This is a genomic window from Dyadobacter sp. 22481, assembly GCF_052044875.1.
GTDB classification, from domain to species: domain Bacteria; phylum Bacteroidota; class Bacteroidia; order Cytophagales; family Spirosomataceae; genus Dyadobacter; species Dyadobacter endophyticus.
Window position 1 is genome coordinate 1336977 of record NZ_JBQENV010000001.1, and the last position, 22696, is coordinate 1359672.

Sequence of the window (22696 nt, forward strand, 5' to 3'; positions counted from 1 at the left end):
TGGTTTGATGATCGTTGTAAGTTGGTCGGTGGTCGGCTGGCCACCCCAGACGACAATATTACCACACACCAGCTGCCGCCCAATTGCGTTTCACGGATTATTTCTAACCGAAAAGGGAGTGACGCCGAATTTCTTTTTGAAGGCATTGTTGAAATGCTGGGGCGTCGCATAGCCCAGTTGTGTAGATATTTCTGCTGCTGTTTGCTGTGTATCAAGAAGATATTGTCTGGCGAGTTGTAGGCGTTGATCGGTCAGGTAGCCGAAAATCGTATTGTTGAATGTTTCCTTGAAGCCTTTTTTGAGTTTGAATTCATTTAAACCCACATGCTGGGCGATCTCTGAGAGGTTGGGAGGGCAGTGTACGCGTTCGTTAATCAGGTCGCGGACGGCGATGATCTTCTCCTTGTCGGTTTTGGTTTTGATGAATGTATCCGTTTTGCGTTCCGAAGCCTCGCAGGCGTCGGCGCACAGCACAAGGAGCTCTAAACTTTTTGAGAGCAGGAATAGCTTTTTCAGGCTTTCCGAATATTTGCAATGAATAATCTGCTGGATTACCTGTTGGATCTGCGAGTCGATCGTTCCCCAATTGTCGGTTAATATCGTGCTGTTTCCCAATATGATAGACTCCGAAAAGCGTTTCAAGGCATCGCCAGCACTTTGTGTGAACTGGATAAAAACGTCTTTGGGAAATTGAATACCGAAGGTCTCAATTTCAAGTGTTTTGGCCTGAACGGTCATTTCAAACTCGCTCGAATACATGATATTATGATGCCCGCCGACGAGGTCGAATGTCCTGCCAAGCTGATGGTAGGTGAACATATAATCGCCTTTCAGCCCGAAATGCATGCGTACCACATCGGTATTGACGCTTTTGGAATGGAATCCCGACAATTCCGTAAAGCGGGAAACGGCGTGCCCGAGCAGGATGCCGTCGCATTGCCAAGTAATGCCAGTCATTTGGCCTTTTTCGAAGCTGCGGGTCTGTTTTTCTTCCATAACAGGCTATTTTTTGCGGTTTGCAAGCCACAGGATAGAGTTCACGAGGAACTGGTTCTGCATGTCGTTATCAAAGGTAAATGATAATTCCTTATTGGTTTTGTTTTCGTAGTCGATGTCGTTGTGGCCCATGTTCATGTACAACATTTTGTATTTTTTATTGGTCCAGGCTACCGGATAATAACCGCTATGCCATATTTCGTGCTGTTTCGGACCGGTTCCAAGCGGGAAACTCGACGGGTCGATCGATAAGAGTATTTGAATATCCGGATTTTGGGTTAAATCCTTTTCCCAGCGGTACCATTCGTTGGGGGAAGCTTTAAATGTGGCTCCCAGACCTTTCGTGGTGGGGCTTTGGGCATCTTCGACCTTCAAAGTGGCAGAGGTTGGGCGCCAGGTGTTGCTTTTGTATTGCCCGGAGCCGAGGAATTGGTCGTGGTACCAGTCCCAATTTTGCGGATATGCCGAGGGCGTCAATGCGAATGCCGCGAAGTGAAAGCCGATCCAGCCACCGCCATTTTCCATGTATTTCCGGAATGCAGCACGTTGTTCGGGCTTTTCGGGACGTGTGTCCAGGAACAGTACCACCTGGTATTGCGACAGAAATTCTGCATTCAGGTTATCCCAATTCGTGGTGGAATCATACGAAAAGCCATTTTTCTTGCCGAGTTCCGGCAGTCGGCGGTTGGCCTCGTGCACAAAGCTGATGTGTGCGCGGTCGTTCGCGCCGGTAAAAAATGCGATGACTTTGAATCCGGCTTTCTGCTGGGCATGGGCGGGAGTGAGCCAAAATATCATGGCCAGAATTACGGCAAGGATAGCCAGTGGCTTTCCGAACTGGTACTTCATTTTGATAAGGGATTAGGTATGAGGATTAAATCATGCCAAATATAAATGGTAAAATGCGTACGTCGCTCCGGTACTAATTTTAGTTTTGAAAACGATGAATATCCGCTTTATTTGCCGTATCCAATTTCATTAGTAAACATGAACTATACCCTTATTGCACAACAGGCCGGCGTCAGCGACAAGCAGGCGAGAAATACCATCGCGCTGTTCGAGGAAGGCGCTACGGTGCCGTTTATCGCGCGTTATCGCAAGGAGGCGACCGGCGGGCTGGATGAGGTCCAGATCGGCAACGTCAAAGAGGCTTGGCAGAAACAGCAGGAAGTCGAAAAACGACGCGAGGCGATTTTAAAAAGCATCGAGGAGCAAGGCAAGCTCACAGCCGAACTGAAAAAAAAGATCGAGGGGGTGTTTTCGATGACCGAACTGGAAGACCTTTATCTTCCCTATAAACAAAAAAGAAAAACACGTGCTACGATCGCCATCGAAAAGGGCCTGGAACCACTTGCGAAGTTGATCTTCGAGGGTAAGGAAAGGGACCCGGAAGGCAAGGCAGCCACTTTCCTGAACGATCAGGTGGCGAATGCGGCCGACGCATTGCAGGGAGCCAGGGATATTATAGCCGAGTGGATCAACGAAAACCAGGATGCGCGCGCAAAAGTGCGGTTTACATTCCAGCGCGGGGCGATCATCACCTCGAAGGTCAAGAAGAAAAAAGAGGAAGAGGGCGCCAAATACCGTGATTACTTCGAGTTTTCGGAGCCGTTGGCGAAGATACCGTCGCACAGGCTGCTCGCATTGCGCCGGGGGGAAGAAGAAGGTATTTTGAGCGTCGATATTTCACCGGACGAAGACGCGGCACTCGAAGCATTGGACAGGCTGTTCATGTTCGGGACGGAGCCTTGCAAAGATCAGCTCGAACTGGCGATCGCCGATAGCTACAAACGGCTTTTGAAGCCTTCCATTGAAACGGAATTTGCCAATTTGTCTAAAGAAAAGGCCGATGTCGCCGCAATCCAGGTATTTACCGAAAATCTCCGGCAGCTTTTACTCGCATCGCCGCTCGGTCAGAAGACGGTGTTGGCGATCGATCCGGGCTACCGCACAGGCTGCAAGGTAGTCGTGCTCGACGGCCAGGGCAATCTTATCGCCGACCATGTCATATATCCGTTCGATAAACCAGCCGATGCAGGCGCGCGGTTGAACGAGCTGATCCGGAAATTCAAGGTCGAGGCGATTGCGGTAGGTAATGGTACCGCCGGACGGGAAACGGAGGATTTTGTGAAGAAGCTGCTCGGCGGCTCGGAACAGCCGACGGAGATCGGGTTGTTCATGGTGAGCGAGCAGGGTGCCTCCATTTACTCGGCATCGGAAGTTGCGCGGGAAGAGTTTCCTGATAAGGATGTGACAGTGCGTGGTTCGATATCAATCGGCCGGCGGCTGATGGACCCGCTGGCGGAACTCGTGAAAATCGATCCCAAGTCGATCGGGGTCGGGCAGTATCAGCACGATGTGGACCAAAATTCTTTGCGAAATGCTTTGGACGTAGTAGTAGAAAGCTGCGTGAATTCCGTAGGCGTAAATCTCAACACGTCGAGCAAGCATTTGCTACGCTATGTTTCGGGGCTTGGACCCGCTTTGGCGCAAAATATCGTGGATTTTCGGGCTAAAAATGGAAATTTCAAATCGAGGCAGCAATTGTTGAAAGTTCCGCGCCTGGGTGCGAAGGCGTTTGAGCAGGCGGCAGGGTTCCTACGCATTGAAAATGGTGTTAATCCATTGGATAACAGTGCGGTACACCCCGAGCGCTATGAGCTTGTAGAGCAAATGGCCAAAGATGCCGGCACCACAGTGAAGGATTTAATGCAAAAACCTGAATTGCGACGCCAGGTAAGGATCGAAAAGTACGTTTCCACCTCGGTAGGTTTGCCAACTTTGAAAGATATCCTTGCCGAGCTCGAAAAGCCTTCGCGTGACCCGCGCGCCGAAATGAAGAAATTTGAATTCGATAGCTCGGTAAGGAAACCGGAAGATCTGAAGGTCGGTATGATTCTTCCGGGAATCGTAACGAACATCACCGCATTCGGAGCGTTCGTCGACGTCGGAGTAAAACAGGACGGGTTGGTCCACGTCTCGCAAATGGCCGACAAGTTTATCAAAGATCCGAACGAAGTCGTGAAATTGCAGCAGCACGTGACAGTGAAGGTAACCGAGGTTGACCTTTCCCGGAAGCGGATTGCATTATCAATGAAACTTTGAAAAATACAAAACCCGTTGGCAATTGAGTCCGACGGGTTTTGTGTTAATGAGTCATCAAAGTACGTGCAGCCGCTCTTCCTCCACAACCCTTTTCAGATCGTGCAGCACGTTCAACCAGTTGCCTTCGGCTTTCACCACGGCTTCGTCGTCTTCCAGGTTGTCCTGGGTAACAACCAGCGTTGTATGCTCGTGGTAGTCCGACAGATGGAAGGTCACATGCGTATAATTATCCTCAAAATCCTCGACGCCTGACAGCGGGCTCCAGAAGGAATAGCTGAGTTCACGCTCCGGTGTGATCCTCAGAATTTCACCCTTATCGACGTAATGTTGGCCTTGCCATTCGCCTTCGAAGGTAATAGGGCTCCCGATTTCAAAATCCGAGCGCATTTCTGTTCCATGAAAATACTTTTTGACGAGTTCAGGTTCTACCAATGCCTTCCAAACCGCAGAAGGGCTTGCATGGATAGAAATGGTTGTGGTTGCAAGCTGTTTTCTGTTCATGTCATTCGGAGTTAGTACTGTGATAAATACTGAGAAAACTATGCCAGAGTTGTCCTGGGTTGGATTGCCCCGGCCCGGATTTTTAATCGCAGGCTGCATATTTAACGTATATTAGGTCAAATCAGTTGACATGCGCGAGCTATATTTCAAACAATGGTTGCCCATCAGCCTCGATGAGGCCTGGACATTTTTCTCCGACCCTTCCAACTTGAAGGAAATCACACCCGCCAAGATGGGATTTGTAGTAACGTCGTCGCACCCTGGGGATAGAATGTACGCCGGACAGATCATCCGTTACATCGTCAGACCGCTATTTGGTATACCCCTGAAATGGTGCACCGAGATTACACATGTGGTTGACAGACAATATTTTGTAGACGAGCAGCGCTTTGGGCCGTATGCATTCTGGCACCATCAGCACCACTTCACCGAGCAAAATGGCGGCGTGCTGATGGAGGACATTCTGCATTATAAGGTTCCCTTCGGTATTCTGGGGAATCTTGTGGACCGGATGGTCGTGAACCGGGAGGTGAATACGATTTTTGCTTACCGCAGAAAAGTGCTGGCCGAACGTTTTCGGACTTAGAAGTTGTACTGAACGCGGGCCGTGAAAACATCATCCGAAATATCGGTTTCATAACCCGCCAACGCCGACTTTTCATTGCGTACGAACTCATAATAGAACACGAATTTCAGCGACTCGTTGGCCGTGTATATGTAGCCCAAGCCCAGCGTGTTGTAGCGGAGATCGGCTTTTCCGAATCCTTTATCCGCAGCGATTTGCTTGCCGGAAACTTTCTTGTTGGGGTCGTACCAATCGTATTTCATCACAAACTGGTGGTCGAGGCTGCCCAGGTTTTGCAGGAAATAGAAATAAGCGCCGTCAAAGCTGCGATTGTAAAGCGGATCTTTGATCCCGTTGGTAACGGGGTAAGTACCAGGCGTTTCACTCGTGCTGAATGTGGCGGTTTGCTGGCCTTTGATATATTCCGCACGAAATTCCGTCTCGCCTTTGCCGTTGGGAAACGATATTTGGAAGTCTGCGCCCGCGTAATTGCGTGGTCTTGTTTTGTGCAGGTTTGAGGCCGAGGAATCGCGTACGGCCTGGTATTCTCCTCCGCGGCGTTCGGTTTTGTAAAGCACATTACCCTGGCTCACAATGCCACCTGCGTAGCCCGACACAGCTGCCGAGAAGGTCGCATTACCCAGCGCCCGGATTTTCGTCGGTTTAAGACTCAACCGGCTGATGACGTCCTTATGGCTATCGTAGTCCATCGGTCCGGACATACCCTGGCCGTTGAAGACCCCCACGTCAAATTTTAGTTTCTGGTGCCATTCCTGCGTTTTGCGGCTGGAAACGGTCAGCATTACACCGATGTCACGTTCGGTTTTCATCAGGATCTGGGACATACGTCCGCGCTCAGGTGTTTCGCGGTTGGCCGAGGAAAGGTTCACTTCATGGCCGAAGGGCCGTGCGAACATCCCGGTGGTCAAAGCGAATATTTTGAATTTGTTTTCATAAAATCTTCCCCAGAAATCGCGGATGGCAACCCCGCGCTCGGTACCGTCGAACTGGAACACGAAATACGACGTCGGGTCATTGTTTTTGTTCAGGTGCGCGTAGTCTACACGCAATCGGCCGCGCCGGAGCATGAAACGGTTGCTGGCGAGGCCGGAGAAATTTCCACCGGCGTAGGTCTCGGCACCTTCTTTGGAAATTACCTGGAACTGGGGTTGGATATAACCGCTGATCCTCACGCGGTTATATCGTTCATATATAGAGAGCATTCCTTTTCCCATCTGGTTTGTGGTATCCACAAGGTCCATAAGGAACCGCTGGGCAAAAAGGTCTGAATGGCTTAAAAGTATAAAAAGTAATAATAGGCTGGCAACACGAAACTTCATTTTTGTATAATTGGTGGCGATAAAATCGGGCTACAAAGAACCTTATTTTCCCTTAATTATTTCAGCCAGATCGGATAGTTTTTCTTCCCAATGCTTTTTCATCGCATCACGGTCGGCAACCCTTGGGAGTTTTTCATGGTGAAAGCTGATCACGCTTTTGCCGGCGTGCTTGCTTTTGCTGCCTGTTACGCGTACTTGCAGGGTCGAGTGATGGCGCCAGTTGTCCGGCTTCCAGGCCATCCGGAAATGCGAGCCCGGTTCTAGCACGGTAATCGTTCCACTAATACCTTCCTTGGTTTTAAAGGATTCGGCCGCCCCGATGCAGCCGTCTTCGAGATCGCCAAGCCAGGCAGACAGTCCTTTCTCGGAGGCCATCAGCTCCCAGGCTTTGGTCCTTGAAACCGGAAAGGTTCTTGTAACCCCGATCTCATAGCCAGACGAAAGCTCTCCCAGCTGCCTTTGGCCCGTCGCCTCGCGGTATCCGAGTGCGATTTTCTGCCGGTACCATATGCTATCGACATGCTCGGACAGCAAGGTGACGATCTCTCTGTGTGTCTTTCCGTCGGATTGAAGACTGTCGAGCCACTCAATCCATTCGGCCCAATCCCGGCCCGTCCTATCTTTGACTGCTTTTGAAGACAGCTTGGCAAGCTGGTTTGCTGATGGGGTGTTGCTTCTGGCCATGATTTTGAAAGGTTTTATGACTGTAAAATTAGTCAAAAATTAGTGTCGATTACGGCGCTTTCGGCCAGGTCCGCTGCGCAGTCAGAAAAATGAGTAGGGTAGTAGCAATGACTCTAACCGGTGCGGATCAATTAGCCATCGGCTTATCGGCCTGTTAATCAGCATTTTGATTTTTATATGCATCACACTTATAATACTTTTTATATGTTCAATAGTATTACAAGTATTAAATGTAAAGTAAGTTTTTACTATTGAAAAGTATGTATTATTATCTTACTTTTTTATATATACTATAAGTAATAAAAGTATTATATTATTATGAACTAATATTATGTAGTGTAAGAAAAAAAAGGTTTATACTTTTTTGTGAATAAAAAAGTATAAACCTTTTTTTAAAAATATTTTAGTATTTAAAGTATAATATATAATAAGCTTTTAATACTTATTATATGAATGATAAGTATAATGCGGAACGGTATAATTATACTTACTATAAGTGATACGCATATCAATAATACCAGCCTAATATGCAGCCGTAAACCGCTTCCTGATGAAGTTCCCTTGTTCGATTTCGTCGACGATAGCGACGGCTGTGTCCTGTACTGACAGCCTGCTGTGGTGGTGTGCATCGAACACCGGCGTATCGAGCGAAGTACGGTATTTGCCCGTGCGCTCGCCAGGGTGAGCAGGAGACATCTCGATGGCCGGACTTAGAAAAGTCCAATCCAAATCTGCTTCTGTTTTGAGAATATTGAGGTAGTCACGGGCTGCGGTAGCGCCGGGTTTGTAGGCCTCGGGGAAGTTGGGGGTGTCGACCAGTTGCAGGCCCGGCTCAATTTCCAGGCTGCCTGCACCACCTACGGTCAGGAAGCGTTTTACACCAGCTTGTTTCACACCCGCCTGAATGGCCTTTGCACCAGCGATGAAATCATGGTAGATGTTGGGGTTCGTCCAGCCTGCGTTGAACGTGCTGATCACGGCGTCGTGCCCGGCTACGGCCGCTGCAACCTCATCCGAATTCGCTACGTCCGCGGCCTTAGCGGTTACGAGCTCACTACCCGCGTCGATTTTATCAATGTTGCGGGCAACAGCAGTCACCTGGTGGCCGCGTGAAACAAGTTCATTCAAAACGTGCGTGCCCACAAATCCAGTGGCGCCGATCAATGCAATTTTCATATGTGTTTGATTTAAGATGGATATTCAGTTCTGAAATAATAAATGTTACAGTTTAGGGCGCAAAAATCACTCGAATTTCTTGCAAAACTCCGCCAGGGACATTTTGCCCAGGCTGGCAAGCAAAGTCTTCTCAGCGTCGCCGTACAGGTTGTCGAGATGGTCGTTGATCTTCCGGCCGACGGGGCAGTCCGGGTTAGGGGAGTTGATGCCTTTTCCAAGCAGGTCTTTTTGTTTCACAGCCCCATACACTTCCGACATGAATAGTTTGTCCGCAGGTTTGGCAAGACGACTCCCGCCGGATTTCCCTTCCTTGCTAAGCACCAGGCCGCGTTCGCGAAGGTTACTAAGCTCTTTCCGTACCAGCACGGGATTGATATTGATGCTGCCGGCCAGGTACTCGGACGGCGTCCACTCGTCCCCCGAAAAGGCGAGCAACGTGAGAATATGCACCGAAATGGCAAAGCGACCAGAATTCATACTGTAACTTTTATTATTACAGTACAAAGGTGGAGGATTGTTTTCGAAAATGCAAGCGATTGGAAGTTTTTTAAGATCTCACCTTGGCTGGGGTAAATAGGCTGTTTGTATTATTAAAAGTGTTGTTTTTTTGTAAAGTATGATATTTTATATACTTATATTAAGTACTAAAAGAATTAATAATTTTATAGTAATAATTAGTATTAAAAGTAATATACTTTTTGTATAAATTATCTGTACCAAACTATTTGTCAGTATAGAACATATAAAAAATATACACCGTAGCATCATATTAAACGCTACGGTGTATATTGTTGATTATTAATTATTTAAGAATTGTCAATCCGCCTTTGTAGGATCGTTTGGTATATTGAACGACGAAGTAATAGTAGCCACCGGAGATCTGGTCGGGGCACCAGTCGTTGGGTTTGATTTTTGAATAATACACTTGCTTACCCCAGCGGTTGAAAACAGTGATGTCTTTGAAGTAGTCATCGCAATTGTCTGCCGGCAGTTCCTGAAACACGAGGCAGTCGTTTTTGCCGTCACCGTTCGGCGTGATAACGTTCGGAAATTCGGGGAATGGCGCCGAGCCATTGTCTTTAATAGTCACTTTGACGGTGGTAGTATCAGTGGCGGCTGCGCAACTTTTGTCCTGCGTCACGAAGTCGACCATGAACGTCTGTTCAGGCTGGCCGTTGAGCACGGCGCATTCAGGATTCCAGGCGTAGGGGGAAGTGACCGATTTTATGCCCGTTTTAGCCTCGAAAATCATTCCGGCACTCTTCATGTCAAATCCGCGCCCAGCGGCTGTCAGAACGATCATATTCGTGTCGGGATCGGTTGCCAGCACATCAAAGGTAATGCCGGGCGAGGTGCCGATCTGGTAGGTGATCTCCTGCACGGGCAAAGAGGTCTTTACGGCAGGAGGCCGGTTCGGCGATTCATCGACGATGAAATATACCGGTTTCGAAACGGGCATCGGGTTTCCCTCGCAGCGCATGTCCTCGACTTTGAAATCGACAGCCAGGGTATCGCCCTTTTTGGCATTGCACGGAGGCACCCAGGTGAATTTCTGCTGAATATTGGCCTGTCCGCTGACAGGTTTGAAATCCATTCCCATATCGGTCATATTGAAATCCTGTCCGCGGCCCGATAGCGCGAGATTGTCTTTATCAGGATCTTTCCCGTAAACATCGAAGGTTACGGGCACGCCCGCGCTCACGTGTACGTAGTCGCCTTTGAGCGAGGTCGACACGGTCGGGGCATTGTTGCCGCTGCTTGCGCGGCGTATATAAATGTTCAGCGTGTCTGTAAGCGGGAAAGGGCAACTGCCGTCTTGCGCAATCAGCTGGATCTTTATCGGGCGGTTATCGTAGGTTACGAAGCATTCTTCCAGGCATATCTGGAATTTCAGTGTGTCGTTCGGGACTCTCGTGGTGAACTGCGCCGGTAAGACTGTGAAGTAGTCCTTCGAATTGTTCACCGCTTTGCCATCGACGGCCACGATCTGGTTCACAGTCGGGTCGGTTACCATCACCTCGAAGCAATTTGGATCATTTTTTTGGACTGTTATAATTTCATTTTCAGTGTAATAGGTATTTCTTCCCTTGGGTTTGAACAATAACTTGGGCGGGTCCATTTTGGGACAGTCGACCACTTTGAGCTGAAAATCGCGCGTAAGCGTCCCGATTTTGACGCCCTTGCGGTATTCGTCCACCTGCACTGCGAACACATACAAACCCACCGAGCCAGCCGTGACGGACAGCATTCCGGTCGACGTGTTCACTTTCAGCGGATCGGGGCCGGGGATCATATTGCTTACCGAAATGCCGTCGATCCACGTCAGGCGCGGGTAGTTGGATGATCCGCGGGCCGGCGCGCTCGGGTTGGCCTTATCGGCATAGCCCTGCATGGGAGTGATCAGCGAGTACACCAGGCTGTCGCCATCGGCATCGGTACCTCCGAAATCGAACAGAAACGGGGAATTGACGCAAGCATAATCGCCTTTGATCTCCGGAAAAACTGGTGACGAGTTCTTGAAATTGGCATTATTCTTAAAAAGGGGCGGAAATTCGAGATAGAAAAGGCTACCGGCATCGCCCGGAGCCTGGATGTTGGTGATTGTACCGTTGCGGCAACACCTGTCCCACACCATGTAATAGCCCTGCGCGTCGGCAAAATCCGTGGGAGTGAGGTGTACCGCGGAGCCATAAGTGATCTGCCAGGTCTGCAGAGTTGAGATTCCACAGAGCGGGTTTGCGTAGTTGACCGATTTTCGTTCTATTTTTGGGGCTTCAAGAGAGCCAATGAGGACATTGTCGCGCTTTCTGAATACATAAATCGTGACGAACGGATCTTCTGCACCCGGATTACCATTCAGGGCATCGAAATACATCGTTAGGCCCATGTTATAGTTGTAGTAGCTGTCCTGGTTTTGCGTGATGAAGAGCTGCCCGCCGACGATGTGCGTCGCACTCGCTTCGCAAATGGCAAACAGCATCAGAACAAATAAGATGAACCGTTTTTTCATGGAATATGCGGCAGTAGAATTGATCCGATAGGATATTGGGATTAGTAATTAAAACAGAAAATAATGTCTAAGAGTAACAAGTACGAATACGTTGAAATTACCGATTTTGCGGCAGAAGGCAAATGTATATTTAAATCGGAAGACGGCGTAATCTTTGTAGAAGGTAATGTGGCCCCCGGTGACATCGTCGATCTTCAGGTCGTTCGTACCAAGAAGAAATTGAAGGAAGCCATTGTTACCAAAATCCATTCACAATCGGCTTTACGTACAGAACCCTATTGCGAGCATTTCACGGTGTGCGGGGGCTGCAAGTGGCAGCATATCAGCTATGAGCATCAGCTCAGGTTCAAGAGGCAGCAGGTAGTGGATCATTTTGAAAGGATAGGAAAGATCAGGAATGTCGAGATTAACGAGATTATCGCTGCCCCTAAGACCGAATATTACCGAAATAAGTTGGAATTCACTTTCTCGAATTGGCGCTGGCTGACCAAAGAGCAGCTCGATTCGGGGCAGCCTTTCACCAAAACCGCATTAGGCTTCCACGTGCCGAAGCGTTTCGATAAGATCTTCACCGTCGATCATTGTCATCTCCAACCCGATCCCTCGAATGCGATCCGCAATGCTTTGCACCGGTTTTCCGAGGAAAAAGGGTTTCCTTATTACGACGTACGCTTTAATGTAGGCGTGATGCGGAATGTGATCGTCCGGACGGCCAATTCGGGCGACGTGATGGTGATCGTGCAATTTGGCGCGAAAAATGACGAAATTATCGCGGAAGTGATGGAATTCCTGCACCAAAATCATCCGGAAATCACTTCGCTGAACTATATCGTGAATTTGAAGGGAAATGATTCTTATCAGGACCAGGAAGTGATCCATTACGCGGGCGATAAGGTAATTCGCGAAACGATGGAGGACCTCACGTTTCTGGTAGGGCCGAAATCGTTTTACCAAACCAACTCGGAGCAAGCTTATAAACTGTTCAGCGTGGCACGCGATTATGCGCAGCTGACGGGTAGTGAATCGGTTTACGATTTATATACCGGAACCGGCACGATCGCCAACTTCGTGGCCCGCAGCGCAAAGAAAGTGGTCGGAGTGGAGTATGTGGAAGCGGCTGTGCAAGACGCCCGCATTAACTCGCAGTTGAACGGCATTACCAATACCTCATTCTTCGCAGGCGACATGCGCGCGATCATGAACGAGGGCTTCCTGCACACGCACGGACGTCCGGATGTGATCATTACCGACCCGCCACGTGCCGGAATGGACGTGCCCGTGATCGAAACGATCCTGAAAGCTGCGCCCGACCGTGTTGTCTACGTGAGCTGCAACACAGCCACGCAGGCGCGCGATCTGGCATTAATGTCCGAAGATTATGAAGTGACGCGGGTGCAGCCAGTGGATATGTTCCCGAATACGCACCATGTGGAGAACGTGGCGTTGTTGGTGAGGAAATAGGTTTTTGTCAGGAGTAGTCATTTGTGGTTAACATTGAACAATAAATGACCATCCTTGACTCCTCCTGACCATTCCTGACTGCGGGTTATTTATTTCGATCTAAATATTTGTAGTAAGTCCATATCGAGTCGGCGGCGGGGTTGTACTCGCCATCCATTACTTCGCTGGTTACGAGCCTGGGCTTGTTTATTTTGACGTCTTCGACCGTAATTCGGATGCTTCGTATGTTGTGCGTGGAGTCCCGTCCCTCATAGATCCTGTGAGGGGATGGCTCTTCGCCGGTTCCGGGTATTCTCTTCGATACAATCTTTAAAATTACCGCACTGATTTGACCTTTATCTTCTACCATCAGCGTATCAAACCCTTTAAAAATGAGCCTACGTGTGTGGCCGCTGTCGTAATAGACGTTTGTGTCGGACTTTCTATGGTATGTCCGCTCTGCGTCATATGTTGATCGATGGGTCAGAGAGCTTATGATTCTACCATACTTATAGTCACAGCCCAAGAAAGTCGTACAAATAAGTAAGATTAGGCAGCTTTTCTTTTTCATGGGTTTATTTTCGCATGCCATATGTTACATTCAGCGACGTATCGTAATTTTGGTTATCACCCAGGAAATTTCCGGCTGCATACCACGCATCAGAGTCGCCTTCCCACCCCCAATTCAAATAGTACAAATTATACGTCCACGCCATACACGTTGCGCCTCCATTTAACTCTACAACGCCATGGAGGATGGTTTCTTGAAAACCTGCAATTACCCAGATGTGCCAGTTATTAAATCCGAGGAACTGGTTCGTGCCGTCCATAATTACCGGGTGGCCGCTCATGAGTTCGGATCTGACATCGTTGTATACATTGCTGAACGCAGCCCTTTTTCCTGCATTTGAATAACCAGCAGCCTGGAATGCCGTCTTGATATTCTCACGCCAGATCACTGTGTTACAACCAAAAGTATTGTAATTAGAAACGGCGTACATGCCAGCCACGCGTATCATATTGGCTATCTGCTGATCGGCGAGATTGGCGGACGTGCAATTGTCTGTTGAAATTTTGTTGTTCAAGGGGAAATTGTAATTGGTGACGGGGCCAGGAGCAATAGTTCGACGGCTTTCACAGGCGTGGTAACATGTCTTTTACCGGTCGCGACTTCGGCTTTCACGTGTTCAATCCATATTCTCGGGCCGGGGTTTTCGCCGTCGGGCTCGAATTTGCCGCTATCACCCTTGGCCAGTACCGGAACAACGCGTTTATCACCGGCAATGATGACAAAGCCCGCATCAGGCTGCGCATCCGCCTCGAAATGAATAATGTGCATCAGTGGATTACCCTCGTCGTCATTCAATGTGCGCACGTTTTTGATCCGTTTTGAAACGTCCGTTGCGGCAGTCCTGGCAGCGTTGTTTGTGGAAGAGGTTAGCTCGCCAAATGCGAGTTTTTCGGCTTCCACTGCGGTTACGAGTAATGCATTGGGATATGCTTCGGGCCCAGGAGGGGAAGAACCGGTTTCCTGCCGGCATTGCAGGAGCGAGCAAGCAGCAATAACGGAAAGAAGAAGTTTATTGGTAATGCTTTTCATTTGGATAGCCTATTTAGGATGGTGACTATCCAAATGAATATAGTGACGATGCTGGTTACATTATCGCTTTATCAAACGGCAACCGGAAAGTGTCCGAACGGTATTTTTTGGCTGATTATCTTAAAACGGCGGTTCCGAATCCGGTCCTTTGTAGTCGAAGTTGCTCAGGTCGTTGGCGCGGCTGCGGAGCGTTCCGCCCGTGGACGGTGCCGAAGGTTTGGCCTGGCTCTCGAAGGAAGATATTGGGTTCGAGGTCTGGATCGGGCGGTCGATCGAGAATGGGGCCGGCGTGAAACCGGAATCAAGGTCAGCGAATTTGGTGTATTTGCCAATGAAGCGCAGCTGGATGGTATCCAGCGAACCTGCACGGTTTTTAGCCAGAATCACTTCACCAACACCTGCCACCGAGTTACCTGCTTCGTCTTCCGTAATACCATAATATTCAGGGCGGTAGAGGAAGATTACCATGTCTGCATCCTGCTCGATTGACCCGGATTCCCTCAAATCGGAGAGTTGAGGACGCTTTTCCCCTCCACGTGTTTCTACCGCACGGCTCAACTGAGAAAGGGCGATTACCGGTACGTCGAGCTCTTTTGCAAGGTTTTTCAACGACCGTGAGATCATTGCAATCTCCTGTTCGCGGTTACCGGGGCTTTTGCCTCCCGTATCGCCGGTCATCAGCTGCAGGTAGTCGATTACGATCATCTGAATATCGTGCTGCGCTTTCAAACGACGGCATTTTGCACGCAGTTCGAGTACCGAAAGGGCAGGGGTGTCGTCAATGTAAATGGGGGCATTTGTCAACCGGTGAATGCGGTGGTGCAGTTGCTCCCATTCATGAGGGGCGAGGCTTCCTTTACGAATTTTCTCACTATCGATCTCAGCCTCAGCGGAAATCAAACGATTGACCAGCTGTACCGAGGACATCTCCAGCGAGAATATGGCCACCGGAATATTGAAGTCTACCGCTGCATTCCGGAGCGAGGAAACGACAAATGCCGTTTTACCCATACCGGGACGTGCCGCGAGGATCATCAATTCCGTTTTCTGCCAGCCGGACGTAAGCCTGTCGAGTGCGCTGAAACCGGATGGTACGCCGGTGAGGCCATCCTTGTTATTTTTTTTCTGGTCGAGTTCGGCCAGTGCCTGGCGCATGAGCGCGCCCATATCGGCGTAATTTTTCTTGATATTAGACTCCGAAATCGCGAAGAGCGACTGTTCCGTTTTGTCGAGAAGGCGGAACACGTCGGTGGTATCTTCATAAGCCTCCCGCTGGATCTCCGAAGATACTTTGATAAGCTCCCGTTTGATGTAGGCCTGCGATATGATACGGGCGTGGAATTCGATGTTGGCGGCAGAGTTGACCTTACTGGTCAGCTCCATAATGTAGGATGCGCCGCCGACCAGTTCAAGCTCTCCGGTGCTGCGCAACTTTGCGGTGACCGTGAGCATGTCGATCGGTTCCGAATCGGCGAAGAGCGTAACGATCGCGCTGTAAATGCGGATGTGCGACTCCTTGTAAAAACTATCCGGACGAAGGATATCCGCCACCGCCGTGAGTGCATCCTTTTCGATCATCAAAGCACCCAAAACCGCCTCTTCCAGGTCGATTGCCTGAGGAGGTAATTTGCTGAAATTCTGATCGTTGGATGGCGTTCTTGGGGCGAATGACCGCTTGGTGCCGTTTCCGGTCTTGGAGCCGCTCCTGGGGTAGTTGTTGGGTGCCTTTTCGTTTTCCATGTTAAGACAAAGTTAATCATTGGAGGCCTTCGAGGAAAGCGGCGGCGGGGAGTTTGGCGCAATAATTTTTTTTCTGCCACACGACTTTTTTGTGCGTGTCTGATAATGAAAGACTTGGTCGGGAAAGAGTTATTTTTTGGCCAGGTATTTAGTAGATTAATTGTTTTTTCGACGATTATGTTTTACAAATGTTGGTTATTATTACTAAATTTTACAACGATTAGATAAACATTAAACACTGATTCATTTGCTGGAAAAAATCATCACACTCGAAGACGTATCCATGGTCGATTTTCTCGGGATTCATAACTCGAATATCAAGGAAGTCGCTGCTGCTTTCCCCGAAAGTAAAATTATTTCACGCGGAAACGAGATCCGCATCCAGGGGACTGCCCCCGAAATTATCCGAATCACAGATGTAATAGACTCTCTTCTGGCGCACTATCAGAAGTATGGGAAAATAACGAACGACAACGTCAAAGGCTACCTGAATGGCATAGCCAAAATGCCCGCGGCCACCGGCGAAGACGACGACGATGTGATTCTTTATGGCAATAAGGGCCTCGTTGTAAAAGCCAAAACGACCAACCAGAAGCTCCTGGTCGAGCAGGCCGGCAAATACGACCTCGTGTTTGCAATCGGTCCGGCCGGTACGGGAAAGACCTATACTGCGGTCGCCATTGCGGTGAGGGCATTGAAAAACAAAGAAGTACGAAAAATTATCATAACGCGTCCGGCCGTGGAAGCAGGGGAGAACCTCGGGTTCTTACCGGGTGACCTGAAAGAAAAGATCGATCCCTACCTGCGACCGATCTACGATGCGCTCGATGATATGATCGCGCCGGAAAAGCTGAAATTGTACCTGGAAAGCCGGGTAATCGAAATTGCGCCGCTTGCCTACATGCGGGGACGTACGCTGAACAACGCATTTATCCTGCTCGACGAGGCACAGAATACGACGCCCATGCAGATGAAAATGTTCCTGACCCGGATGGGCCCAAGCTCAAAAGCGATCATTACCGGCGACAAGTCGCAGATCGATCTTCCCAAAAACTTGAAATCGGGGCTAATCGACTCTATCACCGTTTTGAAGGGCATTAAGGGAATCAGTTTTGTGGAACTGGACGGTTCGGACGTTGTAAGGCACCGTTTGGTGAAGGACATTCTTGCTGCTTATGAAAAATCGGAGAAATAGCCTGCTGCTGGTCGGCCTTTTGCTGGTTTCCACGCTCGGAAGAGCGCAGGAACCGCTTGTTACGAGGTGCGCCAGCACGGAACGGGACTCTGTACGGCTGTTGAAAAACCCCTCCCTCCGCAACCTGCGAATGCAATCTGAGCAGGCGATTGAGAATTACCTGCATACTGGCGCTGCGGCGCGTATGAGCGCGAGTGAGGTGATCACGATCCCGGTGGTGATACACGTCGTCCACAACCGGGCCGATAAGGTGATCGGCGGCGCGGGCAACGGCAATATCTCCGATGCGCAAATACAAAGCCAGATCGACGTCCTGAATGAAGACTATGGCAATACTTCGGGCTATAAAGGCTATTATACCGATTCGCTGGGCGTAGATACCGGCATCCGTTTCAAACTGGTTTCGGTGGTGCGCACCTATAATGCAACGTCGCAGTTCAGCCCGATTACCGACGCCGACGAACTGGCGAACATTTCGCCGGCCTGGTTTACAAACCGTTACCTGAACATCTGGGTAACGCGGCTGAACGACCGCTACCTCGGGACTTCCCAGTTTCCGGTAGTCACGGAGCTCAACGACCGTACGGCCGGCCTTGCTACTTCCGAAAATGGAGAAGCCGACGCATTGACCGACGGCGTAATCATCGATTTCCGCTATTTCGGCCGCAATTCCGATGCGATCACGAGCCGGATCTATAACCTGGGCCGTACGACAACACATGAGGTAGGCCATTGGCTGGGTCTGATACACATTTGGGGCGACAGTACCTGCGGCACCGATTATTGCGACGACACACCAACCGCCAATACCAAGAACGAGACAACAGACCTTTCGTGCTCGCCGGTATATTCGCAATGTGGCGGAACTGTGATGACGCGCAACATGATCGAAAACTACATGGACTACTCGCCCGACGTGTGCATGAGCATATTTACGAATGATCAGAAGGCACGAATGCACGCCGTGCTTGCATTGAGTCCCAGACGTGCGAAAATGGTGGAGTACTCGCAGTTTTCGACGACCGAACTTTTAGTGGAACTTTACCCTAATCCGGTTCGTGAGACCTTGACAACCAACGTGTTCACGCCTAATTTTGAAAATTATACCGTGTCCGTCTATAACCAGAAAGGACAAAAGGTGACGGAAGATGCCGTCAACCGCTCTTACCTCAACGTTAGAAACTTCCCTAGCGGATTGTACTATTACAAAGTAGAGACCGCTAATAAGACGATCACAAAACGTTTTGTCGTACGATAAACACACATGCTACCACGCGCTCCGTTTGTAAGCGTAGTACTATTCCTAGCAACCGGCATATTGGCAGGCGACGCATTCCGTACGACCGCCGGTATGCCGGTTGTTTTTATATTAATACCCGTGGTTGCCGTGACGTTGGGATGTATTTCGCTGTATCTGCTGCGGCGCAAGACAGGCTTCGCTATTGGTTTGGCTGCCTGGATGTTTCTTTTGGGAGCTGGTGTTAAAATGCGGGTCGAGGAGGAAAAAGACAGGCAGCTCAGCGGACTTAATGCATTGGAATACCGATCCTTCGCAGCCGTAGTGACGACCATACCCGAAAAGCGGACCAATTCCATTCGCTTTGAGATCCGGACCGAACAGTTTAAAAGCGGAAAGCAATGGGTTAATTATCCGGTGAGGGCATTGATTTATTTGCCGGATAGCCTCCCGATCATTCCCAGACCCGGCGACAAGTTGATGATCAACGGACGGTTGGAGCAACCCGCTCCGCCGCAAAACCCCGAACAGTTTGACTATGCCCGGTATTTGAGGAACAAGGGTATCCTTTTTACCGCATTTGTAAATAAGGGTTCCTGCCAGCTGATGTCCGCCGGTAACAAGGGAAATCCTGCTTATTGGCCTGAAACAGTTTCTCAATGGGCTGACGACCGTTTCCGCGAGCATATCGATTCCGCGGCATACGGGCTTGTGAAGGCGATGTTGCTGGGCCGTCGCGACGATCTCGGCGAGCAACAAGTAGGCGATTACGTTATTTCGGGCGCGGTGCATATTCTTTCCGTTTCCGGAATGCACGTAGCCATTATCTTTCTGGCCATTAGTACGGCTTTCGGCTGGGTGAAGCGTTGGCGCTTTGGAAAATGGATTTATCTCTTCCTCACAGCTGCATTACTGGGATTTTATGCGCTGGTTACCGGTTTACCGCCCTCCGTCCAGCGTGCCGCATTGATGTGTATGGTACTGGTAACGGCCGAAGTGGCTGGACGAAAGCATTACCCGATGAACACGCTGGCATTTTCGGCGCTCATAATTCTCCTGCTCGATCCCTGTGCATTGTATGATGTCGGTTTTCAGCTGTCATACCTGGCTATGGCGGGGATTTTTCTGCTTTATCAACCTATTTTTGATATCGTAAACCCTACAAATAGCCTTATCAGGTTTGTGTGGCAGGTAAGTGCGCTTGCCCTCGCGGCCCAGATTGCGACATTCCCGCTGAGTTTTTTCTACTTTCATCAATTCCCGACTTACTTCTGGCTGGTAAACCCGCTGGTGGTGGTATTTACGAATATCTTGCTGCCAGCTGCATTGGTCTTGTTGCTGATTAGTCCTGTCGGGATTTCGTGGCTTGCCTGGGTTGCCGGCCAAGTTGTAACACTTTCTGCCGGGCTTACGGACTGGTCGGCCTCGATCCCACGCTCACTTCCCGGACATTTGTTGGAAAACCTGCATTTAAGCGCGTTGGAAGTGATTTTGCTGTATAGTATAATTCTACTGGTTTGGTATACTGTGTACCAGCGCTCAGTGTATTGCCTGAAATGGACGGCGGTAGCGGTAGCTACTTTCGCAACTATTTCAATAACAGGCAGTTTGAGTACGTACCTGAATGCCGGGACGGTCAGTTTTCTGGTTCCTAAACATCAGGTAGTGGGCTTTAAATCAGGCGGTGAACTTTACCTTGTGAGTAATAAGGCATTTGCAGAGGACACCCGCGCGTTTGATTTTAATATAAAAAGCTACGCGTTAAGTAATGAAATTCAGGACATTATCCGCATTGCAGCCCCGTAGCCGGGTAAGTCATTCGAATCGCCTTAAAGGGCATTACTGCACCGAATAGAGCGCTTCGATTTGCTGTGCAATTTTTTTGTCCCACGCGGCCTGGACGCCCGCATTCAGGCCGTGGCCGGTTTCTCCGTCGTATTGTTCCTGATCGTGGTTCATTTCCCGAAAAGCTTCGAGAAACTGGTATTGAATCTCGCTGTCGTAATCTTCAAAGGTTAATTCCGCTTTTCTGAGGCGTTCTTTAAACTTCTCTACTACCAACCTCGTAATGTCGAAATGGATCTGCTCATGACGCAATGTGCCCGCATCGCGCGACTCCGGCCGGCCCCACGACATGCTTTTGACCATGAAGGTCTTTAAACCAATTTCCACCACCAGATCATCGCCTTTTGGATAGGAGCGGCCTTCATACCCGAAACTGGTGAATACCGCAGCTGCATACCTGCTGCCCGGTTTCGCACTTCTTACCTTAAAATCATTCCAGATCAGCGGTCGTTTTGGAGAGTAAAAAACCGTGTCCTCGGAGGCCGTGTTGTTAATTTCTTTGAATGTCAGCACCAGATTGCGGGCCAGCGCCGACGTTTTGCCCCCATTGGATGTCATCCACTTTTGAAAATGGCTTAGCGCTTGATCCACAAGCTGTTTGATTAACTTATCGTGGGTGAACGCAGTTTCCGGCCGCGTATAATTGGCTGCCGTTTGATAGCCAGTAAGCTCCACGGGCTCCATATTACGGTACCATCGGAAGCGGACATTCAGCCGCACTTCGCCCGTAACCCTATTTGGTCCAACGCGCTTTTCGCTGACAGACAGTTCCTTAATGGTAATGTAAAGCGGCAAATAGGATTGCTCTTTCTTCGGCGCGAGGTACGACCAGTACCCGAACAGCTCATTTTCGGCCTTTCCGGCCAATACTGCCGGGATTTCCTTGCCCAGGGCGATAACTTTGCCCAGTGCGGCTCCCGGTTGAGGGCGCTGGTCTTCTACATTTTGAATAAAGAATTTATAGGATTTGAAAAGGCCTGCGGGGTCTTTGGTGAGGGTAACAACCGACTTCTCCTGCTGTGCGAAAAGCGGGTTAAGGAGGATGGTCAGGAAGAAAATAAGCAATATGCTTCTAGTCATACTTTTCAAACTGCGTTGAATCCAGCCGTCATTTCCCTAATTTTGTACCTTGAATTTTTCGATTGACCAGAGAATGACAATAGCAACAACGAATTTGCGGCCGGAATTTGATGACATTTATATGGACCTGGCAAAAAATCTTGCCAAGCGTTCGCATTGTATAAAAGCACAGGTGGGTGCGGTGCTAACGAAGGACACGCGGATTATTTCAATTGGCTACAACGGGCCGCCGGCGGGCACGCACAACTGCGATGAAGAATTTCCGGGCGTAGGATGCCCGCGCGATGCGAAAGGGAGTTGCTCGCTGGCATTGCATGCTGAGCAGAACGCCATTCTGTTCGCCGTCAAAAACGGTTCAAATATCGAAGGATCAACACTTTTTGTCACACTCGCGCCGTGCATTGCCTGTGCAAGGGTGATTTACACGATGAAGATCAGGAAAGTGATTTTCCTGCACTCGTATGCGGCCTACAAGGGCATTGCGATCGAAGAGGGCGTCGAGTTTTTGCGAAGGTTCGGTGTGGAGGTGGAGCAGTATCAGCCAATGATTGAATGAGTGAATGAGTGAATGAGTGAATGTTTTTGCGGTTATTCATTCATTCACTCATTCGGACATTCACTCATTAATGATGATGCACTCCCCCCGTACCGTGCACATGCCCATGATCGAGCTCTTCACGTGTTGCTGCACGCACGCTCAGCACCTTGCCCGAGAAATGCATTTCCTTGCCTGCCAGCGGGTGATTAAAGTTCATGATTACGACGTCATCCTGGATTTCGACGATCTGACCGTGTAGTCTTTCGCCTTCTTCGTTGGTCATTGGGATGATGTTGCCTACCTGCAACAGCTCGTTTTGATCCACTTCGCTATTCTGGAAAACTGATTTCGGCAGGTCTACAACCGCTTCTTCATCATATTCTCCGTAACCTTCTTCGGGAGAGACGGTAAAATCAAAAGTATCGCCCGCAGAAAGGCCTTCGATCTGGCTTTCGAAACCCTCCGGCAGTCCGCTGATGCCGTGGATAAAATACATCGGGTCATTTTCAGACACTACTTCGACAACATCTGTTTCACCTTCAGAGTCAGGAATGCTGAGGCTATATGTTAACGCTACGACGTTATTTTTTTCGATTTTCATTTGCTAGTTTGATTAAAATAATGGTTGTTGTAAAAGAATTGTT

At 49.4% G+C, this 22696-nt stretch carries 20 protein-coding genes; 7 read left to right on the forward strand and 13 right to left on the reverse strand.

From position 1 onward, the window contains the following. Window positions 1-90: 90 nt before the first annotated feature. Both ACTJJJ_RS05170 and ACTJJJ_RS05175 read right to left on the reverse strand, forming a co-directional pair. Window positions 91-996: a helix-turn-helix transcriptional regulator gene (locus tag ACTJJJ_RS05170; protein WP_188929933.1), complete on the reverse strand. Its 906-nt coding sequence runs from the start codon at window positions 994-996 to the stop codon at window positions 91-93. A 6-nt stretch (window positions 997-1002) separates the two neighbouring features. Further along, window positions 1003-1845, reverse strand: a complete 843-nt coding sequence (locus ACTJJJ_RS05175) for a ThuA domain-containing protein (protein ID WP_188929931.1) — start codon at window positions 1843-1845, stop codon at window positions 1003-1005. Window positions 1846-1983: 138 nt separating this feature from the next. Here ACTJJJ_RS05175 and ACTJJJ_RS05180 point away from each other — a divergent pair, with 138 nt between their 5' ends. After that, the gene (locus ACTJJJ_RS05180; RefSeq protein ID WP_188929929.1) at window positions 1984-4101 is read left to right on the forward strand and encodes a Tex family protein; all 2118 of its coding nucleotides are present in this window, start codon (window positions 1984-1986) and stop codon (window positions 4099-4101) included. Window positions 4102-4155: 54 nt separating this feature from the next. Here ACTJJJ_RS05180 and ACTJJJ_RS05185 read toward each other — a convergent pair whose 3' ends face one another. Then, window positions 4156-4602, reverse strand: coding sequence for an SRPBCC domain-containing protein (locus tag ACTJJJ_RS05185; RefSeq protein ID WP_188929928.1), 447 nt, complete (start codon window positions 4600-4602; stop codon window positions 4156-4158). A 130-nt stretch (window positions 4603-4732) separates the two neighbouring features. Here ACTJJJ_RS05185 and ACTJJJ_RS05190 point away from each other — a divergent pair, with 130 nt between their 5' ends. Continuing rightward, window positions 4733-5188 carry an SRPBCC family protein gene (locus tag ACTJJJ_RS05190; RefSeq protein WP_188929926.1) on the forward strand — a complete coding sequence of 152 codons (456 nt, stop codon included), beginning with the start codon at window positions 4733-4735 and terminating at the stop codon, window positions 5186-5188. Here the strand turns inward: ACTJJJ_RS05190 and ACTJJJ_RS05195 are convergent. The 5 genes from ACTJJJ_RS05195 to ACTJJJ_RS05215 form a co-directional block, all read right to left on the reverse strand. Beyond that, the gene (locus ACTJJJ_RS05195; protein WP_229221534.1) at window positions 5185-6390 is read right to left on the reverse strand and encodes a porin; all 1206 of its coding nucleotides are present in this window, start codon (window positions 6388-6390) and stop codon (window positions 5185-5187) included. The two genes, ACTJJJ_RS05190 and ACTJJJ_RS05195, sit on opposite strands and share 4 nt — an antisense overlap. A 159-nt stretch (window positions 6391-6549) precedes the next feature. Continuing rightward, complete coding sequence (locus tag ACTJJJ_RS05200; RefSeq protein ID WP_188929924.1) at window positions 6550-7191, reverse strand: SRPBCC domain-containing protein; 642 nt, start codon at window positions 7189-7191, stop codon at window positions 6550-6552. Between the two features lie 522 nt (window positions 7192-7713). Then, window positions 7714-8367, reverse strand: coding sequence for an NAD(P)-dependent oxidoreductase (locus ACTJJJ_RS05205; protein WP_188929922.1), 654 nt, complete (start codon window positions 8365-8367; stop codon window positions 7714-7716). Between the two features lie 66 nt (window positions 8368-8433). After that, window positions 8434-8844: an Rrf2 family transcriptional regulator gene (locus tag ACTJJJ_RS05210; RefSeq protein ID WP_188929920.1), complete on the reverse strand. Its 411-nt coding sequence runs from the start codon at window positions 8842-8844 to the stop codon at window positions 8434-8436. A 325-nt stretch (window positions 8845-9169) separates the two neighbouring features. Continuing rightward, the gene (locus ACTJJJ_RS05215; protein ID WP_440701610.1) at window positions 9170-11377 is read right to left on the reverse strand and encodes a gliding motility-associated C-terminal domain-containing protein; all 2208 of its coding nucleotides are present in this window, start codon (window positions 11375-11377) and stop codon (window positions 9170-9172) included. A gap of 63 nt (window positions 11378-11440) precedes the next feature. Between ACTJJJ_RS05215 and rlmD the strand changes: the two genes are divergently transcribed. Then, on the forward strand, window positions 11441-12838 hold the full coding sequence (gene rlmD / locus ACTJJJ_RS05220; protein ID WP_426294530.1) for a 23S rRNA (uracil(1939)-C(5))-methyltransferase RlmD: 1398 nt from the start codon (window positions 11441-11443) through the stop codon (window positions 12836-12838). Window positions 12839-13392: 554 nt separating this feature from the next. Here the strand turns inward: rlmD and ACTJJJ_RS05225 are convergent. The 3 genes from ACTJJJ_RS05225 to dnaB all read right to left on the reverse strand — a co-directional run bounded on the left by ACTJJJ_RS05225 (window position 13393) and on the right by dnaB (window position 16157). Continuing rightward, window positions 13393-13902 (reverse strand): C10 family peptidase, encoded by a 510-nt coding sequence (locus tag ACTJJJ_RS05225; RefSeq protein ID WP_426294529.1) that lies wholly within the window; start codon window positions 13900-13902, stop codon window positions 13393-13395. Continuing rightward, window positions 13899-14417: a Spi family protease inhibitor gene (locus ACTJJJ_RS05230; RefSeq protein ID WP_440701611.1), complete on the reverse strand. Its 519-nt coding sequence runs from the start codon at window positions 14415-14417 to the stop codon at window positions 13899-13901. The genes ACTJJJ_RS05225 and ACTJJJ_RS05230 overlap by 4 nt, the downstream gene beginning before the upstream one ends. Window positions 14418-14537: 120 nt before the next feature. Next, window positions 14538-16157, reverse strand: a complete 1620-nt coding sequence (dnaB, locus tag ACTJJJ_RS05235; protein ID WP_188929911.1) for a replicative DNA helicase — start codon at window positions 16155-16157, stop codon at window positions 14538-14540. A 247-nt stretch (window positions 16158-16404) separates the two neighbouring features. On the opposite strand from dnaB, the gene ACTJJJ_RS05240 reads away from it, so the two are divergent. From ACTJJJ_RS05240 to ACTJJJ_RS05250, 3 genes are read left to right on the forward strand one after another with little or no spacing between them, the layout of a single operon-like run. Further along, entirely contained in the window at window positions 16405-17352 is a 948-nt protein-coding gene (locus tag ACTJJJ_RS05240; RefSeq protein WP_426294527.1) for a PhoH family protein, read from the forward strand. Then, window positions 17333-18610 carry a T9SS type A sorting domain-containing protein gene (locus ACTJJJ_RS05245; RefSeq protein ID WP_426294526.1) on the forward strand — a complete coding sequence of 426 codons (1278 nt, stop codon included), beginning with the start codon at window positions 17333-17335 and terminating at the stop codon, window positions 18608-18610. Before ACTJJJ_RS05240 ends, ACTJJJ_RS05245 begins: the two co-directional genes overlap by 20 nt. A gap of 6 nt (window positions 18611-18616) precedes the next feature. Beyond that, complete coding sequence (locus ACTJJJ_RS05250) at window positions 18617-20395, forward strand: ComEC/Rec2 family competence protein (RefSeq protein ID WP_440701612.1); 1779 nt, start codon at window positions 18617-18619, stop codon at window positions 20393-20395. A gap of 33 nt (window positions 20396-20428) precedes the next feature. On the opposite strand, the gene ACTJJJ_RS05255 is transcribed toward ACTJJJ_RS05250, so the two are convergent. Further along, window positions 20429-21514, reverse strand: coding sequence for a DUF922 domain-containing protein (locus ACTJJJ_RS05255; protein WP_426294524.1), 1086 nt, complete (start codon window positions 21512-21514; stop codon window positions 20429-20431). Between the two features lie 73 nt (window positions 21515-21587). Between ACTJJJ_RS05255 and ACTJJJ_RS05260 the strand changes: the two genes are divergently transcribed. After that, entirely contained in the window at window positions 21588-22070 is a 483-nt protein-coding gene (locus tag ACTJJJ_RS05260; protein ID WP_188929901.1) for a deoxycytidylate deaminase, read from the forward strand. A 67-nt stretch (window positions 22071-22137) separates the two neighbouring features. Here ACTJJJ_RS05260 and ACTJJJ_RS05265 read toward each other — a convergent pair whose 3' ends face one another. Then, window positions 22138-22653 (reverse strand): FKBP-type peptidyl-prolyl cis-trans isomerase, encoded by a 516-nt coding sequence (locus tag ACTJJJ_RS05265; RefSeq protein WP_188929899.1) that lies wholly within the window; start codon window positions 22651-22653, stop codon window positions 22138-22140. Between the last annotated feature and the right edge of the window lie 43 nt (window positions 22654-22696).

Excerpts from the sequence above, each read along its gene's own strand:
- ACTJJJ_RS05170 (WP_188929933.1), bottom strand. The coding sequence starts at position 996 with ATGGAAGAAAAACAGACCCGCAGCTTCGAAAAAGGCCAAATGACTGGC.
- ACTJJJ_RS05175 (WP_188929931.1), bottom strand. The coding sequence starts at position 1,845 with ATGAAGTACCAGTTCGGAAAGCCACTGGCTATCCTTGCCGTAATTCTG.
- ACTJJJ_RS05180 (WP_188929929.1), top strand. The coding sequence starts at position 1,984 with ATGAACTATACCCTTATTGCACAACAGGCCGGCGTCAGCGACAAGCAG.
- ACTJJJ_RS05185 (WP_188929928.1), bottom strand. The coding sequence starts at position 4,602 with ATGAACAGAAAACAGCTTGCAACCACAACCATTTCTATCCATGCAAGC.
- ACTJJJ_RS05190 (WP_188929926.1), top strand. The coding sequence starts at position 4,733 with ATGCGCGAGCTATATTTCAAACAATGGTTGCCCATCAGCCTCGATGAG.
- ACTJJJ_RS05195 (WP_229221534.1), bottom strand. The coding sequence starts at position 6,390 with ATGCTCTCTATATATGAACGATATAACCGCGTGAGGATCAGCGGTTAT.
- ACTJJJ_RS05200 (WP_188929924.1), bottom strand. The coding sequence starts at position 7,191 with ATGGCCAGAAGCAACACCCCATCAGCAAACCAGCTTGCCAAGCTGTCT.
- ACTJJJ_RS05205 (WP_188929922.1), bottom strand. The coding sequence starts at position 8,367 with ATGAAAATTGCATTGATCGGCGCCACTGGATTTGTGGGCACGCACGTT.
- ACTJJJ_RS05210 (WP_188929920.1), bottom strand. The coding sequence starts at position 8,844 with ATGAATTCTGGTCGCTTTGCCATTTCGGTGCATATTCTCACGTTGCTC.
- ACTJJJ_RS05215 (WP_440701610.1), bottom strand. The coding sequence starts at position 11,377 with ATGAAAAAACGGTTCATCTTATTTGTTCTGATGCTGTTTGCCATTTGC.
- rlmD (WP_426294530.1), top strand. The coding sequence starts at position 11,441 with ATGTCTAAGAGTAACAAGTACGAATACGTTGAAATTACCGATTTTGCG.
- ACTJJJ_RS05230 (WP_440701611.1), bottom strand. The coding sequence starts at position 14,417 with ATGAAAAGCATTACCAATAAACTTCTTCTTTCCGTTATTGCTGCTTGC.
- dnaB (WP_188929911.1), bottom strand. The coding sequence starts at position 16,157 with ATGGAAAACGAAAAGGCACCCAACAACTACCCCAGGAGCGGCTCCAAG.
- ACTJJJ_RS05245 (WP_426294526.1), top strand. The coding sequence starts at position 17,333 with ATGAAAAATCGGAGAAATAGCCTGCTGCTGGTCGGCCTTTTGCTGGTT.
- ACTJJJ_RS05250 (WP_440701612.1), top strand. The coding sequence starts at position 18,617 with ATGCTACCACGCGCTCCGTTTGTAAGCGTAGTACTATTCCTAGCAACC.
- ACTJJJ_RS05255 (WP_426294524.1), bottom strand. The coding sequence starts at position 21,514 with ATGACTAGAAGCATATTGCTTATTTTCTTCCTGACCATCCTCCTTAAC.
- ACTJJJ_RS05260 (WP_188929901.1), top strand. The coding sequence starts at position 21,588 with ATGACAATAGCAACAACGAATTTGCGGCCGGAATTTGATGACATTTAT.
- ACTJJJ_RS05265 (WP_188929899.1), bottom strand. The coding sequence starts at position 22,653 with ATGAAAATCGAAAAAAATAACGTCGTAGCGTTAACATATAGCCTCAGC.